Here is an 18,373-nt window from a genome sequence, read left to right as displayed (position 1 = left end):
GTAGGCGGTGTGGACTTGGAAGCATACGCCGAAACGCACCGCGTCGATTGGCGCAGACTCGACACCTTAGCGCGCCGATCCGGGCTGTCTGCCCCTGAAATTGACGAGCTGGTGGAGCTGTACAGCCGGGCGTCCACCCAGTTGTCATTCGTTCAGGCTCAAGATCCGGACGGGCCCTATGCCAACCGGTTGTCGCTGATTATTGCCCGAGCCCGGGCCCGCCTCACCTCGGCCACCGGGTCGCGGACCGCCGACGTGAAAACCTTCTTTGCCGTGAAGCTGCCCTATGCCTTGTACCGCATCCGGTGGCTGACCATGGTGCTGGGCGCCGCGTTTGTGGCCGTGGCGTTGGCATATGGTTTCTGGTACGGCAACAACCCGCAGATGTTCGATGCGATGTTAACCGAAGAAGCCCAACGAGCCTACGTCGAGGAAGACTTCACCGATTACTACTCCGAGAACCCAGCTGCCTCGTTCACCACGCTGGTGTGGGTCAATAATGCCTGGATCGCCCTGCAAGAAGTGGCTTTTGGCATCACCGGATTTTTCGTCCCCTACGTGCTGTGGGTCAACGCTCAGGGGTTGGGTATTTCTGCAGCACTGATGCATCGCTACGACGAACTCGACACGTTTTTCGCCTTCATCCTGCCCCACGGGCTGATGGAGCTAACCGCCATCTTCATCGCCGGGGCCGCCGGGCTGCGGGTGTTTTGGGCCTGGGTGGCACCGGGCCGGATGACGCGCCTGCAGTCACTGGCCTATTGGGGGCGTCAGTTGATCCTGGTGGGTGTGGGGCTGGTCGGTGTGCTGCTCATTTCTGGGCTCGTCGAAGGACTCGTCACCCCATCTGGTCTGCCGACCTGGGCGAAGATTACCATCGGTGCGCTTGTGCTGGCCGGGTACTGGGCCTACACCTGGATCTTCGGGTCGCGAGCCGCCCGCGCCAACGCTGACGCCGATCTGGCCGACTATGACGGGGGACGCCAGACGATCACCGGGTAGATCCGCTGGTCTCCGGTGTGCCACACTCCACGATGGACGTACCGCGTCGTAGGCTGACCATAAACCGTGAGTGAAAGGTGGGCACTATGTCGAAGCAGTCTTGGCAGCCCGACGAGCCAGCCGAGTCCGAGAAGCCAACCGCACAACAGGATCCCACCCCGGATCCGACCGTGCCAATCCGGGCCACAGAACCGGATACAGCACCGGCCGCTGCACCACGCCGTCCGCGCCGTCGGATCGATCCCGAAGGCGAGGCCCTGCACACCGGATCCACCGCCAAGTCCAGGCCATCCATCGACGACCTCGTCACGCCACAGCCGGTCGCTGCCGGTTCAACCGCAACCACACCGGGTACCGCCCCAGGCGCGACCCCATCGCCCAACGCATTACCCACCGAACCGTTAGAAGATTCCTTCGAAGACGCCGCTGCCGCCCGGGCAAAGGCACGCGAGCGAGCCGTGGTCGGTTCGCCCGCAGCAGCTAGAGTGATGCAGGTCGTCTTGGCCATCCTGGCGCCGCTGGTCATACTCATCGCGGTCATCCGACTGGTGGCCTCCCCGGTGTTTCTGTGGTTTGAATACCACCGGCCCGGATTCCCACCCGATCTCTACGGCATGGATACCGAACAGCGGCTGACCCTGGGGTCGTATGGCCTGGACTACTTATTCAACCTGGCGCCACCGGCCTACCTGGCAGATCTGCGCTTTGCCAACGGCAACCCGGTCTTCACCGACGCGGAAGTCGCCCACATGGTTGACGTCAAACAGGTCATGTGGGGCACCATGATCGGCGGGCTGATCGCCGCGGTGATCTGTCTGGTGTTAATTGTCTTGTTGTACCGGATGCGCAAAGGGGCCATCGCCCGCGCCCTGTTTGCCGGGGCTCTGTGGTTCACCATCGCCCTGACCCTGCTGGCCATCGTTGCGGTCTTTGGCTGGGAGGCGTTCTTTGCGGGCTTCCATCAGGTTTTCTTCGCCGATGGCACCTGGACGTTTTATCAAACCGATTCACTGATCCGGCTCTACCCGGGCCAGTTCTGGATCGATGCGGCGGCCTGGATTGCTGGCATCACACTGGCCATCATGATCATTACGATGCTGCTGACAGCCCCGACCGGTCGACGGCGCTACCGCAATGAGCAGGCGCAGCGGTTCCTGGAATCCCAGGTGCTGGGCGACGGTTCGGCCGCGCGCACTCAGCCGTAGAGTTCGGCCATCGCCTCGTCGAAGTCGTTGATGACCGCTTCGCGGCGCAACTTCTCCGACGGGGTGACGTGTCCAGTTTCTTGCGACAGTTCAGTCGGCAGGATCGCCATCTTGCGGACGGATTCGGCCTGCGACACGCTTTGGTTGGCCAGATCAATGTAGTGCTGGATTTCGGCGTGGACATCTTCATCGGTCCGGGCCTGTTCGACCGTGAGCCCGGCCTTGCCGCGCCGGGCGGCCCACTGTTCGAGCTGCTCGGTGTCCAGCGAAATCAGTACCCCAACGAATGGTTTGTTATCCCCGACGACGACGGCGTGCCCGACGATTGGACACGTCGAGATGGTCTCTTCCAGCGGGCCGGGGGAGACGTTTTTGCCGCCGGCGGTGACCAATAGGTCTTTGGTCCGGCCGGTGATGTAAATGAAACCCGCGTCGTCGATTTTGGCCAGGTCACCGGTGGCGAACCAGCCCTCGTCGTCGAAGGATTTGGCGTTTTCTTCGGCAGAAAGATAGCCGGGGGACACGACCAACCCGCGCAACAGCAGCTCGCCCGATGCAGAGACTTTGGCTTCCATGCCGGGCACGAGCTTGCCGACCGAGCCGAGCCGGACATTATCCGGCACGTTCACGGTGGCCGGGGCGGTGGATTCGGTCAGCCCGTAGCCTTCATAAATCTCCAGACCCATCCCGGTGAACAGGTGGGCGAGTTTTTCATTCAGCGGCCCGGCACCGGAGATCGCGGCACGCGCCTGGCCACCGAAAACCCCTCGAATTTTCGCGTACACGATGCGGTCATAGAGGGCGTGTTTGACGCGCAAGCCCACCGGCATTTCGCCGGTCTGGCGGGCCCGCGACCACTCTTCAGCAACCTCGACCGCATCGGTGAGCAGGGTCTTGCGAAACCCGGTGGCATCTTCGATCTGCGTCAGAATCGCGTTATAGGCTTTCTCCAGAACCCGCGGTACGACCAGCAGCCACGTGGGCTGATAAGCACCCATGAGTTTGGTGACGTTGCTGGTATCTGCGGTGTGGGCGACTTGGATGCCCGCGACCAGGGCGAAGTACTGCACGGCCCGAGCCAGGATGTGAGCCAGCGGCAGGAACATCAACAGTCGTGGATTGGGACGATCCAGCACAATCTCACGAGCCCAGGGAACAATATTGACCGCCCCGTCGGCCAGGTTACTGTGCGAAATGCGGGCCCCTTTGGGGGTGCCGGTCGTGCCAGAGGTATAGACGATCGTGGCCGTAGTGTCCATCGTGGCCACACTGCGGGCGGCTTCGATCTGGTCATGCGACACGTCGGCACCCAGTTGACCGAGCGCGGCCAAGCCGTCATCGGTCAGCTGAAATTGTTCGATGTCGTGCAGGTCGTAGTCTTCGATGGCCCGGGCGACCGCCCGCGATGGGGCGTCTCCGGCGACGAAGATTTTGGCGGCCCCGGAATCGGCGAGAATATGGGCAACCTGGGAGGGCGAGGAGGTCTCATAGACGGGCACGGAAATGCCACCGGCAAACCAAATGGCCTGATCCACCAGCGCCCACTGATAACTGGTCCCCGACATGACCGCGATCAGGTCGCCGGGTTTGACGCCCGAGGCGATCAGCCCGGCGGCGACTTTGCGCACCTGAGCCAAGAATTCGAACGCCGTGACTTCCGACCAGCTTAGGTTGTCAAGGTCGGTGGTGTTTTGGACGGCGTAGACGACTTGTGCAGGATTGGCACCGAGGCGTTCGACCACCAGATCGGTGAGGTTTGAGTCGGGGTCGAGGCGTTGAATTTCTGGTGTAGCGACGTGCACGAGGCCTGCTTTCGACGGGTTCAGACTTGCCGGGCCCTAGTCTATCGTCATCATCGTGACCCCGTCATGGTGTGTGTCACTATATCCAGGACTGGAACCACATGCGGTGCTGCCACTGTTCCCAATCGATGGGCACCCCGGTCCAGATGGGCAAGAAATATGCGGTGACCGCCAGTGCTGCCACGACGAACAGACCGATCCCGACCGCCGCGTTGGTTCGCGAGCGCCACCCGGTTGCGTCCGGGGTGGTGCGGTTGAGCCACAGTCCGGCCACGTAGGCAATCGCCAGGACCAGAAACGGTACATAGGCCACCGTGTAGAAAAAGAACATCGTGCGCTCTGGCCATATCACCCAGATGAGTTGTCCGGCCGCATACACGGCCAGGATGGCCCCGGCGCGCCAGTCGCGGACCACCAGCCAGCGCAAGAAGATGATGACGATGGCGAGCAGTCCGGTCCACCAGATGAGCGGGTTGGGCAGATCCAGGATGGCTGCCGCGCAGCGTTCTGCCGCACACGTCATGCCATCCTCGTCGGTCCGGTAGTAGAAGGACACCGGCCGTCCGGCAAAGGGCCATATCCATGCGGCCGAGGCATAGTTGTGGTCGCTGTCCAGACCCGTATGGAAGGTCGTGGCCTGGGCGTGATAGTGAATCAGGGATGCCAGCCAGTCGGGTAGCCAGGTGGGGTGTTGGGCGCCCCAGGTGCGATAGTAGCCATCGGTTGAGGCCAACCAACCACCCCAGGTGCCGATATAAGCGATCGCGCCGATGAGCACAATTGAGGCAAATGCCCACAACCCATCCAGAACCACGGCACCGGGCAGCCAGCGGCGGATACCGGCGGTTTTGCGCGCGTTGGCATCCCACCAGACGGTCAGTAGGCCAAAGGCTGCGACGAAGGCTAGGCCTGAGAGTTTGACGGACACGGCAATGCCCAGCAGTACCCCGGCCAGGATGCGCCAGGGGCGCAGGCCCAGCCACGGGCCGTACGTGATCGTCTTCTCCCAGGCGGTGCGGTCTGCTCGGGAAGCGTCGGGATCGGTGGCGCGTCGGTAGCGAGCCGCAAGCTCCGTGACCAGACGTCGTCGGCCCCATGTGCGGTCAGCGATCAGCGCGCAAAACGCCCCGAGCACAAACACCATGAGAAAGATATCCAGCAGGGCCGTGCGCGACATGACGATGTGGTGACCCTCGATGGTCAGCAGCACCCCGGCGACCGAGGCCAGAAATAGCGAGCGGAACAGTTTCGCGGCTAAGACGAAGGTCAGCAGCACCGCCAGGGTGCCGGCAGCGGCTGCGCTAAAGCGCCACCCGAACGCGTTGTCATACCCGAATAGGGCCATACCCACGCCGATGAGCCACTTGCCGGCTGGCGGATGCACCACATACGCGGCTTCCTGGTCGGGTTCGGCTTGACCTGCCGCAAAGGCATCGTCGACATCGTCGCCCCAGGCGCGTTCGTAACCGAAGTGCCACAGCGAGTAGGCATCTTTGACGTAGTAGGTCTCATCGAAAATGAGCTCTTGAGGGTGTGCCAGATTCCAGAACCGCAATAGCCCGGCCGCCACGGTTAGCACGGCGGCGATGACCCATCCTGCGGTGCCGAGCCGAAACGTTGGGGACAGCAGTCGAGCGTGGAGTCCCTGAAGCGAAAAGGCGGCAGCTTTGGACTGCAGCCAATTTCCGGGCTTGCTCAGGTGGGGAGTGGACACACAGGCCATGCTACCGGTCGTGGGGGCGGATAATGGGAAGATGGACACACCTTCAACCCCCTCAGAACCGACCGCGCTCGCGGGCCTGACCTTAGCCGCGACCCCGATTGGGAACCTGGCCGATATGACCGACCGGGTCAAGGCCGTGGTGGGGCAGGCCGATATCATTGCCGCCGAGGACACCAGGTCGCTGCATAAGTTATTACATGCCGCCGGGGTACAATTTCGCGGCACTGTGGTGTCGCATCATGAACATAATGAAGCCGAATCGGCAAAGGGGCTGATTGAGGCGGTGCGTTCCGGCCGCTCCGTCGTGTTCGTACCCGAGGCGGGCATGCCGGCGATCTCTGATCCGGGGTATCGACTCGTCCAGGAAGCCATTGCCGCTGATATCCCGGTCACGGTCGCTCCCGGTGCATCGGCTGCGATCACAGGGTTAGTGTTGTCCGGATTGCCAACGGCGCGCTTTGCCTTTGAAGGGTTTCTCCCACGCAAGACCGGCGAGAAAACCACAATGCTGGCAGACCTGGCGGCTGAACCACGGACCCTGATCTTCTATGAATCCCCGCACCGCACCGCCGACACGTTAGCCGCGATGGCCCAGGCGTTTGGTCCGGATCGTGCCGCAGCCGTGGCACGCGAGCTGACCAAATATCACGAAGAGATCGCCCGCGGGACACTGACCGAGCTGATCGAGTGGGCCAATTCGAAAACCCTTAAGGGTGAGATTGTGATCGTGGTGGGGCCAGCGCCTGACGCCGCGCCGGCCACTTTTGACCAAGCGTTGGCCCAGGTGCAGACCCTGGTGGCCGAGGGACAGCGGTTGAAGGCCGCGACCCGGCAAGTTGCCGACCAGACCGGGCATTCGGCGCGCGAATTGTATAACGCAGCCCTTTCGGAGCGTTAGAAAGACCAAATCGGTGGCACCCTCGCGTCAGCAAGAGCCCACCGGTTTGATGAGGTGTTTGGATTAGGGCAGCAGGCCACCGGTTGCGGCACGCAGTGGGCCGGAGCCTTCACAGCAGCCGGCGCGGCATACGTCATAGCCCGGACCGTATTTGGTCAGCGCTTTGCGCTCGGAAGCTGGCGTACCATTGAGGCGTTCTTCGACCAGATCGACCATGGCGGCAACGAATTGTGGATGCACCCCGGGGGTCGCAACCCGCTTATAGAGCAGCCCTTGTTCGTCGGCGGTTTCCTTGGCTTCGATATCCAGGTCCCACCAGACTTCCATGTGATCCGACAAGAAGGTGGCCGGAACGACGACGACGGCTTTGCGCTTGCCGGGCAGCTCTTCGAGGTAGTCGTTGATATCTGGTTCCAACCACGGGATATGGGCGGGGCCGGATTCGGACTGGTACACCAGTTCCCACGGCACATCAATGCCGTACTGTTCTTTGACGGCCTCCATGACCAGGCCACCCACTGCCAAGTGCTGTGCCTTGTAGGCGCCGAGTTCACCGTAATCGTGCTCATCGGGTTCGCCCGATTTAGCGTTATCTTTGATCGGGATCGAGTGTGCGGTGAACAAGACTTCTACGTCTTTGCTCAGATCCAGGTCCTGGCGTTCTTCGACCAATTCGGCGATGGCCTTGAGCGTGCCTTCGATGAATGGGTTCACGAAACCCGGGTGGTCAAAGAAGGTCCGTGAGGAATCAATCTGGACGTCATCCCAGAGATCCAATGCCTCAAGAGCGTCGGCGAAGTCTTCGCGGTACTGACGGCACGAGGAATAGGCCGAGTAGGCGGAAGTCACCAGCGCGAAGATTTTCGTGGGGCGACCATCGACTTTATTGTCCTCGTGGGCCTTGGAGACGGCTTCGGTGAAGTACGGGTCCCAGTTGCGGTTGCCGAAATAGACCGGCAGGTCGATCTCGCGGCGCTTGAGTTCTTCCTCAATCGCTGCCTTCAGCGCAAGGTTTTGTTCGTTAATCGGGCTGACACCGCCGGCTTCCCGGTAGTGAACAGCGACTTCTTCTAGGCGTTCATCGGGGATGTTCCGGCCCATGGTGACGTTACGCAAGAACGGGATGACGTCATCTTGACCATTGGGGCCACCATATGACGACAGCATGATGGCATCGAATTCGGTGGGAACTTCAACCCATTTATCACCGGACTGCGCTTCTGGGGTGGCAGCTGGGACACGAGCACCAGCCTGCACAACGACGCGGGGTGACGGTTGAGGTTTGGACCATTCGGTCACGCGAGCCTCCTGAGAGTTGGGCATCACAACGATCTGGACTGATCGTCAGCCGTGGTTAGTAATCAAGTATTCAAGGTCTTATGCGAGTGAAAAGAGCATGGACCCTACGGTCCGGGTTCGTCTTTCAGTTTAGCCACCGGACTCAACGCGATGCCATTTGGGTCGTGCAGATTCTTCGGCTGTGCGATGAACAGTGAACAAACTCACCACCCACCGCTCTTCGTGGTCCAGAACCCGCGCGAGCTTCCCCAGAGACGCTGTTTTCATCGGGGTGCCCGGAGTACAGTAGAAACACCCCTGGTGCCCAAGGCAGGTGTACTGACGGGGCGGATCCGAGGAGGGTCGTGATGGCTCAACAAGCGCATCCAAACGAACCGATACGTCCCGTCGATCGTGAGGCCAATGACACGACTCTTACCGGGCGTCCAGAACCTGACTTCCGGCCCGACGCGCTGCATAAGCTCCTGGCTGGCTTCAGCATTGGGGTAGCCATCACCGCGCCCATCTTCTTCGCGCTGCAAAGCATCGGGACGCTCGACGTGTTACCGGTGCGCTATGGCATGGACGGACAAGTCCTGCGCGAAGGGTCTGTCTGGGAAGCCATCGGCGGACTGATCTTATTGGGTCTTGGTACGCTGGCCCTGGTCATCCTTGCCCGGTACCCAAAGATCTTGAACTACCCGGTCACCCTGACAGAGCACAACGTGCAGGGACAATACAAAACCGCCGTCTACACGTTAGTGTGGGTGGCTTTCAGCATGTCGCTGACCATGCTCATCTTGGTGGCATCCTGGCTTCAGCTGATCAACATCGGCTGGATATGGCTGGCGTTGTTGCTGACGGTCACAGCCATCATCATTGGCATTTCACGGATGCTCAAGCTCCGCTAAAGCGGCGCTAGCACGCGTTGACCTATTCCCAATGTGAATGGTCGATATGACCCCTGCACATACCCCGATGCGTGCCATAGGCTGGTGCCAAGCGCTACCTTGCCCACCGTGACGAGTTAGCCTTTGCAGAGGGATCTGCGTGTAAAATTTATTGATGCATTGAACTGCACGAGCCTGACGACATATACCGATGTCAGTGCCCGCCCGACAGATCGAAAGAAGGTATCCGTGACTGTCAGCGCACAACAAGAACAAGAACTGCTACAACGCGTTCCCACCGGCCTACTGATCAACGGAGAATGGGTCGAGGCTTCCTCCGGGAAAACCCTGCCCGTTTATGATCCAGCAACGGGCAAAGAGCTGCTGCGGATCCAAGATGGCAACTCCGACGACGCGCTCAAAGCCCTAACTGCAGCCGACGAAGCACAGGCTGAGTGGGCCTTGACCGCACCACGCGAACGCGCCGAAATTCTGCGCCGCGCCTTTGACATCGTGATGGAGCGCGCTGAAGACTTCGCGCTGCTGATGACCCTTGAAATGGGCAAACCGCTGGCCGAAGCTCGCGGCGAAGTCAACTACGGCGCCGAATTCCTCCGCTGGTTCTCCGAAGAAACCGTGCGACACTACGGTCGGTACGGCAACACCCCAGAGAGCAAGCTGACCATGATCGTCCGGCACAAGCCGGTCGGCCCATCCTTGCTGGTCACCCCGTGGAACTTCCCGCTAGCTATGGCCACCCGGAAAGTCGGCCCAGCCGTAGCCTCCGGCTCCACCATGGTCTTGAAACCAGCCCAGCTGACACCACTGACCTCCCAGTACTTCGCCCAGGCCATGCTCGATGCCGGGTTGCCAGCAGGCGTCCTCAACGTGGTATCCGGTTCATCGGCCTCAGCGATCTCCGGTCCGCTGCTCAAAGACCGCCGTCTACGCAAACTGTCCTTCACCGGTTCCACCCCGGTTGGCCGCCGCCTGATGGCAGATGCGGCCGAAAACGTGCTGCGTACCTCGATGGAACTTGGCGGCAACGCCCCACTGATCGTCTTTGACGACGCTGACCTCGATAAAGCAGTCCAAGGTGCGATGGATGCCAAACTGCGCAACATGGGTGAAGCCTGCACCGCAGCAAACCGCATCCTCGTCCACGAAGACGTCGCCGACGCCTTCCAATCAAAATTCGCCGAAGCGATGCGCGCCCGGAAAGTCGGCCGCGGTACCGAACCAGACGTCAACGTCGGGCCCATCATCGATGACAAAGCTCGCGAAGATGTCCACGGCCTGGTCACCGAAGCCGTCGACGCCGGTGCAAAAGTGGTCACCGGGGGCCAAAAGGTCGAAGGCGAAGGCTACTTCTATGAGCCAACCGTCCTCTCAGTCCTGGAAGATTCACCGATCCTGAAACAAGAAATTTTCGGACCGGTCGCTCCGGTCGTGAAATTCAAGGACGAAGCACACGCCATCCGTCTGGCGAATGCTTCCGAATACGGCCTGGCAGCCTACATCTTCACTGAGAACCACAACCGCGCCCTGCGAGTTGCCGATCAGATCGAATTCGGGCTGATCGGGTTCAATGCCGGTGTCATCTCCAACGCCGCAGCACCTTTTGGTGGCGTCAAGCACTCGGGCTTGGGCCGCGAAGGTGGCGCCGAAGGCATCGAAGAATACACCACCGTTCAATACATCGGAATGCCAAACCCACACACCCAGAACTAGGTTTTGGCTCGTAGGACAGCCCCGCTGAGACGTTGAGCTCGGCGGGGCTTTCCGCATTAAGCTGGGCTTATGGCCACTTCAGAACAACACACCCCTGTCCAATACCTGCCGCAAACAGAACGCTTCGGCGATGATGGTGCTCCGGTGCGCTCCGCCACGGATGAATACACCGGACGCAAACGCAAGCTCGAGTATCCACCGGCCCCTGAACGGTCCCCGGTGCCGGTGGTTGATAATCACACGCACCTCGACTTTCGAGACGGTCACGTCCGGCTGACACCCACAGAAATTATGGATGCCGCCGCCACCGTCAATGTGGTCGGAGCTGTTCAAGTAGCAACCGATTTGGATGCTGCCCGCTATACGCTGGAGGCACTGGACCAAGAGCCGCGTTTGCGCGGTGCCCTTGCGATTCATCCCAACGAGACCGTCACACTGGCGCAGCAGGGCAGACTCGATGACGCCATCGATCAGATCGCAGAATTGGCGAAGCATCCCTCAGTGGTCTGTATTGGCGAAACTGGACTGGATTATTACCGGACCGAAGGTGAAGAAAACTGGAAGATCCAAAAATATGCATTCAAGCGCCACATTGAGTTAGCGGTTGAACTCGGGCTCGCGTTACAGATTCATGATCGGGAAGCTCACGACGATGTGATTGCCGTATTGCGCTCGATGGATCAGTTACCCGAACACGTCGTCTTCCACTCATATTCTGGTGATGCGCAGATGGCTGAGATCCTCAATGAGCACGGCTGGTACGCCTCGTTTTCTGGGATCGTGACCTTCAAAAACAACCACGACGCACGCGAAGCGGCCCAGCGGATGCGCCCAGAATTGCTCCTGGTTGAAACTGATGCACCATTTCTGACCCCACACCCATACCGGGGTCGACCAAACGCCCCGTACATGGTGCCATACACGCTGTATCAGTTAGCCCAAACTCGTGACCAACCAGCCGAAGATCTCGGAGCTGTTATCTTTGAGAACACTCAGCGTGTTTATGGAGAATTTCGTAGCTGACTAGGTGGTATCGAAGCAGTAGCTGATGCGTAGCGGCGACGGTGATCAACAATGATCGTTATCAAGTTGTAATCATCGTTACCTTTCCGTTATAGTCGTGCACAATGTCATGACTGGTCGGTGACGAAGCGACCGCCACGTCGGAACTACAACACTTTGGATATTCTTTATGTCAAGCATTTTTAGCGGCACTCTGACGAAGATCGTTGCGCAGATTGCAGCCCTAGTACTCGTAGTGGGCGGACTGGCAGCTTTCGTAATCACTCAGGCGAACGCCGATAAGTCAGCTACTGCCACCGCAGACACCGCAGAACAACCAGCAGACGAACCACTCAACATTGAGCGCGTATCGTCGATCACTCCGTTGAGCGCAGATCAGATTCAACTCCCACGGACCATCGAAATCACCGTCGCAGATGAAACAAAAGAAATTCTGACCACCGGTGAAACCGTTCAAGAAGTTCTGGACAACGCCGAAGTGAGCGTGGGTGCGGATGACAAAGTTTCACCTCAGCCCGATGCGACGCTGAATGACAGCACGAACATCGTTGTCACTGTTGTCGAAAAGCACGAGGTCACTGAAGAAGAGACCATCGAGTACGACACCACACGCAAAAACGACGACAGCCTCGAAAAAGGTAAAACCAAGACCGAAACCGAAGGCGCCAACGGCACCGCAGTCGTGACCTACGAAGTAGTTACCGAAAACGGTGAAGAAGTCGACAAGACTGAAATCGACCGTGAAGTCACCAAGGAACCAACCGATGCAGTGATTCTGCGCGGTACGAAGGAACCTGAGCCAGAACCGGCACCAGAACCAGAACCTTCGTCTTCCTCATCGTCGTCATCATCGTCTTCCTCATCGTCGTCATCATCGTCTTCCTCCTCGAGCTCGTCATCCAGCTCTTCCAGTTCATCGTCCTCGAACTCCGGTGGCGGCGCTCCGACCTCGGGTGTGTGGGCCCAGCTGGCGCAGTGTGAATCCGGTGGGAACCCATCGATTGTCTCCTCGACCGGGAAGTACCACGGCCTGTACCAGTTCAGTGTTGAAACCTGGCAATCCGTTGGCGGCTCCGGTCTGCCATCGCAGGCTTCACCAGCTGAACAGACCCAACGTGCTCAGATGCTGCAGCAGCGTTCCGGCTGGGGCCAGTGGCCAGCATGCGCCAGATCCCTTGGTCTCCTCTAAGCCGCAGATAATGTAATAACCGCACAGAAATTCGGGCCGGAATCCACGACGTGGGTTCCGGCCCGAAGCGGTTAACCAGCGCATCGGGGGTGGCTGTGGCTAAGATGGGCTCTGTGACTTCAGAAGAACTGCCGTTATTATCTGGCGCCGATATCCGCAGACTTGCCGATCTGCTTCACTTGCGACCCACAAAAACTCTGGGCCAAAACTACGTCATCGACCCGAACACTATTCGCCGGATCGTCAATGCCGCACATCTGGAGTCCACCGAACATGTGCTCGAGATCGGCCCGGGACTGGGCTCGCTCACCCTGGGACTGCTCGATCGGGCTCAAGCTGTAACAGCTGTCGAGATAGATGTCCCCGTCGCAGAGCAACTGCCCAAGACCACCGAACAGTGGCGACCCGACAGCGCCGACCGTTTGGCCGTCATCCCCGCTGATGCCCTGAAATTGACCGGTGACGAGATAGTGGCCGCCGCTCCTGCGGCAGCTCATGGGCCGCCCACCGCGATCGTGGCTAATCTGCCCTATAACGTGGCGGTCCCGGTCATGCTGCACTTACTTGCGGAACTTCCCAGCGTCCGGCACGGGCTGGTGATGGTTCAACACGAGGTGGCCGAACGGCTCACCGCTGGCCCCGGTTCCAAAATTTACGGGGTACCCTCCGTCAAGATGGCCTGGTATGCGGAAGCAACCATGGCGGGTGTTATCGGAACCAAAGTCTTCTGGCCAGCACCGCGTATCAACTCGGGGCTGGTACATTTCACCGCGCGCACGCCCCCTGCAACCACAGCCACCCGAACCCAAGTATTTGAGGTCATTGACGTAGCGTTTGCCCAACGTCGTAAGACCATGCGCGCCGCCCTGAGTGCCTGGGCGGGTTCTGGAGCGGAAGCCGAAGAGCTGCTGGTGGCCGCTGGCGTCGATCCGAAGGCCCGCGGTGAAGTCCTGCACGTCACAGACTTTGCACGCATCGCCGAACAGTACCACGCAAGGACCACACCGTGAGCGCACACCCCGCAACTTACCAAACTGTTTCAGCTCAAGCCCCAGCCATGATCGCGCTGACTTCCAACATTGGTCAGCCGCTGGATCATCAACGAGCTCCGGTCCTGCAGCTCAAAATGGCAATCTCACGCTATGACATCGCCGTCATCGAACCACGCGATGACAAAGAGATCTTTGTCAGCTACGAGGACGCGACGCAGACTCCGATCGAATACCAGGACATTCCAGAAGATGATCTGGTCGCTGTGTTCCGGGCCGTTGATGCACTCCGCGATTACCTGGCGCGACCAAAAGTAACCTCTGGTGTCGATATCACGATCCAAAAGAACATCCCGTTCGACACCCATCTCGGTGGCCGAGGAGCCAGCGCAGCCGCTGTGATAGTGGCCCTGACCCAACTCTGGAATGCGAACATTGCACGAGAGGATCTGACCAGAATTGCCCACCGAGTCGAACTCGGTGCGGTGGAGTCTCTGACCGGTGGGGTGCTCCTCAGCCGTGAATCAGCGACCGAAGCCACCGTGACCCAGGTGTTGAGCCACCGCGAACTGGCATTGGTCATCGTCCCGGCCGCAGCTGACATTCCCACCGAAGAGCTCGTCACAATCTTGCAGACCATGCGCGATGAGCAATCACACGATGCCGGTCGTGACCGGTTGGAATTCGATCCGGCGCTGCTCGAGGCACTAGCCCACGGACGCGCCGCTGAAGTCGCGCTGCTGATGCATAACGATTTCCAGCCAGCTCTTGTGACCCTGTTGCCAGAGCATAACGATTGGCTCACCGCAGGCATGACCGAAGGCGCTTTGGCAGCTCAAACCATCGGACCGGGGGCTTCATTGCTGTTGTTAGCTCGCGACTTTGAGGATGCTACGAAGATTGCTGAGCGCTTCGAGGAGCGCATGGAAATCGCAGCGATCGCCGAATACGGTCCCGTAGCGGGCGCGCAGGTGCTCTAACCCCGCCTCGTGGTGCTCTGAACGAAGACCAGACCCGAGCTGTGTCGTCGTCCACTATTATGGATGAAGTTATGGCGCATCTTTTAGGGGCAGAAGCCCTGCACTTTGAATACCCGACTCAACAAGTTCTCAAATCGGTGACGATGGGGGTCTCCGCCGGAGACCGCATCGGCATCGTTGGTCGCAATGGCGACGGCAAGTCAACCCTGATGAAGCTCCTCGTGGGCAAGCTCGAGCCCGATGCCGGACAGGTCACGGTCCGCAGCGACGTGACCATCGGCATGCTGGATCAGTCCGATGCCGTGGATACCAGCCAAACGGTCGGCCAAGCCATCGTCGGCGATCTGGCCGAACACGAATGGGCCAGTGACCCCAAAATCCGCGACGTCATCCGAGGCCTGGTCACCGATTTGGACTGGAACGCCACGGTTGGCTCGTTATCGGGCGGCCAGCGTCGTCGAGTCGCGCTTGCCAGACTGTTGATCGGCGATTGGGATATTCTGGCGCTCGATGAACCAACGAACCACCTGGACGTCGAGGGGATCGCCTGGCTGGCAGATCACCTGAACCGTCGCTGGGCAAATAACGCTGGAGGACTCCTGGTGATCACCCACGACCGGTGGTTTTTGGATGCGGTCTGTAACCAGACCTGGGAAGTGCACGACGGTGTGGTCGATGCTTTCGAAGGTGGGTATGCGGCATATGTTTTGCAACGCGTCGAACGTGACCGGATGGCCGCTGTGGCCGAGGCGAAACGCCAGAACCTGATGCGCAAAGAACTCGCGTGGTTACGCCGGGGAGCGCCGGCTCGAACCGCGAAATCGAAATTCCGGGTTGATGCTGCCACCCAGCTCATTGAAGATGTCCCACCCGTGCGTAACCCCATTGAGCTACAACGCCTGGCGGTGGCCCGGCTGGGCAAAGACGTGGTTGACATTGAAAATGTCAGCGTCAGTTTCGGGGAGCGCCAGGTTTTACGGAACGTCACCTGGCGGATTGCTCCGGGGGAGCGGACCGGCATTCTCGGAGCCAATGGAGCCGGCAAATCCACCCTGCTGGGCCTGATTACCGGCGCGGTACAACCCACCCATGGGAAGGTCAAGCACGGCAAGACCGTGCAAGTCGGCATGTTGGATCAGCAGTTTTCCCAACTGCAAGAAATCGGTGCCGACCGGGTGCGTGAAGTCTTGGCTCGCACCAAGACCAGCTTCACGATCGACGGTAAGGAGCACACTCCCGCTCAACTGCTGGAGCGCCTCGGGTTTCGGCGCGAGCATCTGTCAGCTCGGGTCGATGACCTCTCCGGTGGCCAGAAGCGGCGGTTACAACTGCTCATGCTGTTGCTGAGCGAACCCAATGTGATCGTATTGGACGAACCAACCAACGATGTGGACTCCGATATGCTCACCGCCATGGAAGACCTGCTGGATTCCTGGCCCGCTACGCTCATCGTCGTCTCCCACGACCGGTACTTACTGGAACGCGTGACTGATCAGCAGTATGCCATTTTGGATGGCACGCTGCGCCACGTACCCGGCGGCGTGGATGAGTACTTGCGACTGAGCAAGCAGCTGGCTTCACAACCGGCGGCCACCCGACCCGAGCAGACCCAGACATCAGACGCCACCGAAGAGGACACCAAGCTGACGGGCGGCAAACGCCGTGAGGCACAGCGCGAACTGTCAGCCATTGAACGACGACTCGCCAAGCTCGCGTCGAACATCGAACAGTTACACGAGCAGCTTGCCGCACACGACCAGACTGATTACGAAGGCCTGCAAGAACTCACCACACAGCTTCGCACGGTGGAGCTAGAAAACGAGGAGCTCGAAGAGCGCTGGCTCGAGCTATCCATGCAGTTGTGAACCCACCAGCTCCTGGACCGTTGTAGTGGCCTTGAGTCCGGCACCGGTCAATAACACGACGCTCTGTTCGGTCGGAGCAATCGTGCCGGTGGCCAGCAACCGGGTATACGCTGCCGCCGCGGTCGCGCTCGTGGGTTCCACTAATACACCTTGCGAGGCTAACTGCCCCAGCGCGGCGATAATGGTTTCCTCGGTGACCGCAACGGTGGCACCATGACTGTCACGCAACGCGTGAATGATCTGTGCCAGACGTAGCGGCCTGGCAATTGCGGTGCCCTCAGCAATCGTCGGCAGCACCTGTCGTTCGACTGGCTGATCGGTGTGTGCTTGGAAGCTGGCATCGACCGGCGAACAGTTCTGAGGTTGGGCAGCAAACAGCCGCGGCATCTGATCTATCTGGCCGGCGGTGAGTAGTTCGCGAAATCCCAGCCAGCATCCCAGCAGACTACTGCCGGCGCCGACCGGGACGATCACATTATCTGGTGCCTGGAACCTGAAGTCCTCCCAGAGTTCATAGGCCAGCGTCTTGGTGCCCTGAAGGAACAACGCCTGCCAGTTATGACTGGCATAAAACACGTCACCGTGCGCTTGGCGGATCGCCGCTTCCTGGGAGGCTTCACGAGGACCGCCAACAAGTTCGACCTCAGCCCCATAGGCACGAACTTGCGCAATTTTGCCGGGCGTGGTCGAAGCAGGCGCTACTACCTTCACGTGAAGACCCCCGGCGGCACCGTAACCGGCGATGGATGCCCCACCGTTGCCCGAGCTGTCTTCCACAACTGAGGTGATGCCGTGTGCCCGCAGATAGGACAGCATGACACTGGACCCGCGGTCTTTGAAACTGCCGGTGGGGTTCAAAAAGTCGAGTTTGAAATGCACACGTGCCCCTTCAGACCACGGCATTTCGACCAACGAGGTGAGGCCTTCGCCCAGCGAGATGGGGTTCGGCAGTTCAATGGGCAGCGCGGCACGATAGCGCCACAGCGATCGCGTACTCGTTTCCACTTCAGAGTGCTGGATGCCCGGTCCAGGATCGATCCACAACGGTCGGCCAACATCTGAACGCCATCGAGGCTGCCTCAGATCGTAGACGCTGCCATCTACGGGATCACGATAAACGGTCACTGTTCCATCATAAGGAGACTGCCCCTGGGATGTTATAACCCAGGGGGATCCCACTGCCCGTCATACACCTGGATTTCGTTGGTCATGTCTTTCAAGAACCGGATGACGACCTCGCGTTCGTCCCACGTAAGACGGGCGGCTGCATGGAAGCGTTTGGCCTGCTGGCGCCCGACCGTCTCGACTGCAGCTTCATAGGTGCTATCCGTGATCGTAATCGCCAGTGCACGGCGGTCGCTGGGATGGGGCGCACGTACGATGTGCCCGCCGGCTTCTAACCGATCAAGCAACTTCGTGGTCGATGCCGTGGAGATCTCTAAATGCTGGGCGATTGCCCCCGGAGTAGCAACCTTCTTGGTGTTGCGAGCCACGATCAAAAAGTGCAACGCCTTCATATCGGTGGGTCCCAGCTTCATATACCGCTGCGAGGCATCCGAGAGTCGCTGTTCGGCTGCTCGGAGCGCCGCCAAAGCCGCCATCAGCTCACCAATCTGGCTGATGGTCTCTGGCGTGTGTTCGGCACGGTCGACTAGGCGCGAGTCTGGATCAGAGGCATCCAAATCATAGACATTGGGTGACCGCGGTTGTGGGTCCTCCGGTTGGTCTGTCATAGCAAAGATAACTCCGTTCACATCGCGTTCGCCTAATTGCTAGTTTAGCTAGTAATATAACTTCG

Annotated in this window: 15 protein-coding genes; 10 read left to right on the top strand and 5 right to left on the bottom strand. The window is 59.8% G+C overall.

The annotated features are described in order from the left end of the window. Positions 1 to 9: 9 nt before the first annotated feature. Both J2S62_RS09065 and J2S62_RS09060 read left to right on the top strand, forming a co-directional pair. Complete coding sequence (locus tag J2S62_RS09065; protein WP_310173886.1) at positions 10 to 1,002, top strand: stage II sporulation protein M; 993 nt, start codon at positions 10 to 12, stop codon at positions 1,000 to 1,002. An 86-nt stretch (positions 1,003 to 1,088) separates the two neighbouring features. Then, a complete protein-coding gene (locus J2S62_RS09060; RefSeq protein WP_310173883.1) occupies positions 1,089 to 2,207 on the top strand; it encodes a TIGR01906 family membrane protein in 1,119 nt (372 codons plus the stop codon). Here the strand turns inward: J2S62_RS09060 and J2S62_RS09055 are convergent. Both J2S62_RS09055 and J2S62_RS09050 read right to left on the bottom strand, forming a co-directional pair. Beyond that, the gene (locus tag J2S62_RS09055) at positions 2,198 to 4,009 is read right to left on the bottom strand and encodes an AMP-dependent synthetase/ligase (protein WP_310173880.1); all 1,812 of its coding nucleotides are present in this window, start codon (positions 4,007 to 4,009) and stop codon (positions 2,198 to 2,200) included. The two genes, J2S62_RS09060 and J2S62_RS09055, sit on opposite strands and share 10 nt — an antisense overlap. A 79-nt stretch (positions 4,010 to 4,088) precedes the next feature. After that, positions 4,089 to 5,732, bottom strand: coding sequence for a dolichyl-phosphate-mannose--protein mannosyltransferase (locus tag J2S62_RS09050; protein WP_310175826.1), 1,644 nt, complete (start codon positions 5,730 to 5,732; stop codon positions 4,089 to 4,091). A gap of 31 nt (positions 5,733 to 5,763) precedes the next feature. Between J2S62_RS09050 and rsmI the strand changes: the two genes are divergently transcribed. Then, positions 5,764 to 6,630: a 16S rRNA (cytidine(1402)-2'-O)-methyltransferase gene (rsmI, locus tag J2S62_RS09045; protein ID WP_310173876.1), complete on the top strand. Its 867-nt coding sequence runs from the start codon at positions 5,764 to 5,766 to the stop codon at positions 6,628 to 6,630. Positions 6,631 to 6,693: 63 nt separating this feature from the next. On the opposite strand, the gene J2S62_RS09040 is transcribed toward rsmI, so the two are convergent. Then, entirely contained in the window at positions 6,694 to 7,953 is a 1,260-nt protein-coding gene (locus J2S62_RS09040) for a ferrochelatase (RefSeq protein WP_407649943.1), read from the bottom strand. A gap of 320 nt (positions 7,954 to 8,273) precedes the next feature. Between J2S62_RS09040 and J2S62_RS09035 the strand changes: the two genes are divergently transcribed. From J2S62_RS09035 to J2S62_RS09005, 7 genes are all read left to right on the top strand, one after another. Further along, positions 8,274 to 8,819, top strand: coding sequence for a hypothetical protein (locus J2S62_RS09035; protein ID WP_310173871.1), 546 nt, complete (start codon positions 8,274 to 8,276; stop codon positions 8,817 to 8,819). 228 nt (positions 8,820 to 9,047) lie between these two features. Beyond that, positions 9,048 to 10,529 carry an NAD-dependent succinate-semialdehyde dehydrogenase gene (locus tag J2S62_RS09030; protein WP_310173870.1) on the top strand — a complete coding sequence of 494 codons (1,482 nt, stop codon included), beginning with the start codon at positions 9,048 to 9,050 and terminating at the stop codon, positions 10,527 to 10,529. 69 nt (positions 10,530 to 10,598) lie between these two features. After that, the gene (locus J2S62_RS09025; protein ID WP_310173869.1) at positions 10,599 to 11,552 is read left to right on the top strand and encodes a TatD family hydrolase; all 954 of its coding nucleotides are present in this window, start codon (positions 10,599 to 10,601) and stop codon (positions 11,550 to 11,552) included. A gap of 169 nt (positions 11,553 to 11,721) precedes the next feature. Then, positions 11,722 to 12,741 (top strand): G5 domain-containing protein, encoded by a 1,020-nt coding sequence (locus J2S62_RS09020; protein ID WP_310173866.1) that lies wholly within the window; start codon positions 11,722 to 11,724, stop codon positions 12,739 to 12,741. 104 nt (positions 12,742 to 12,845) lie between these two features. Further along, positions 12,846 to 13,751, top strand: coding sequence for a 16S rRNA (adenine(1518)-N(6)/adenine(1519)-N(6))-dimethyltransferase RsmA (gene rsmA / locus J2S62_RS09015; protein ID WP_407649942.1), 906 nt, complete (start codon positions 12,846 to 12,848; stop codon positions 13,749 to 13,751). Then, a complete protein-coding gene (locus tag J2S62_RS09010) occupies positions 13,748 to 14,710 on the top strand; it encodes a GHMP family kinase ATP-binding protein (protein ID WP_310173860.1) in 963 nt (320 codons plus the stop codon). Before rsmA ends, J2S62_RS09010 begins: the two co-directional genes overlap by 4 nt. A 71-nt stretch (positions 14,711 to 14,781) precedes the next feature. Continuing rightward, positions 14,782 to 16,575 (top strand): ABC-F family ATP-binding cassette domain-containing protein, encoded by a 1,794-nt coding sequence (locus tag J2S62_RS09005; RefSeq protein ID WP_310173857.1) that lies wholly within the window; start codon positions 14,782 to 14,784, stop codon positions 16,573 to 16,575. On the opposite strand, the gene J2S62_RS09000 is transcribed toward J2S62_RS09005, so the two are convergent. Together J2S62_RS09000 and J2S62_RS08995 are read right to left on the bottom strand one after the other, a co-directional pair. Next, a complete protein-coding gene (locus J2S62_RS09000; RefSeq protein WP_310173854.1) occupies positions 16,558 to 17,700 on the bottom strand; it encodes a threonine synthase in 1,143 nt (380 codons plus the stop codon). The genes J2S62_RS09005 and J2S62_RS09000 overlap by 18 nt on opposite strands. Before the next feature lie 32 nt (positions 17,701 to 17,732). After that, positions 17,733 to 18,308, bottom strand: a complete 576-nt coding sequence (locus tag J2S62_RS08995) for a MarR family winged helix-turn-helix transcriptional regulator (RefSeq protein WP_310173851.1) — start codon at positions 18,306 to 18,308, stop codon at positions 17,733 to 17,735. Positions 18,309 to 18,373 lie beyond the last annotated feature (65 nt).

The sequence above is a fragment of the Enteractinococcus fodinae genome (genome assembly GCF_031458395.1).
Taxonomy (GTDB): domain Bacteria; phylum Actinomycetota; class Actinomycetes; order Actinomycetales; family Micrococcaceae; genus Yaniella; species Yaniella fodinae.
This window is presented reverse-complemented; position numbering and strand designations above follow the sequence as displayed.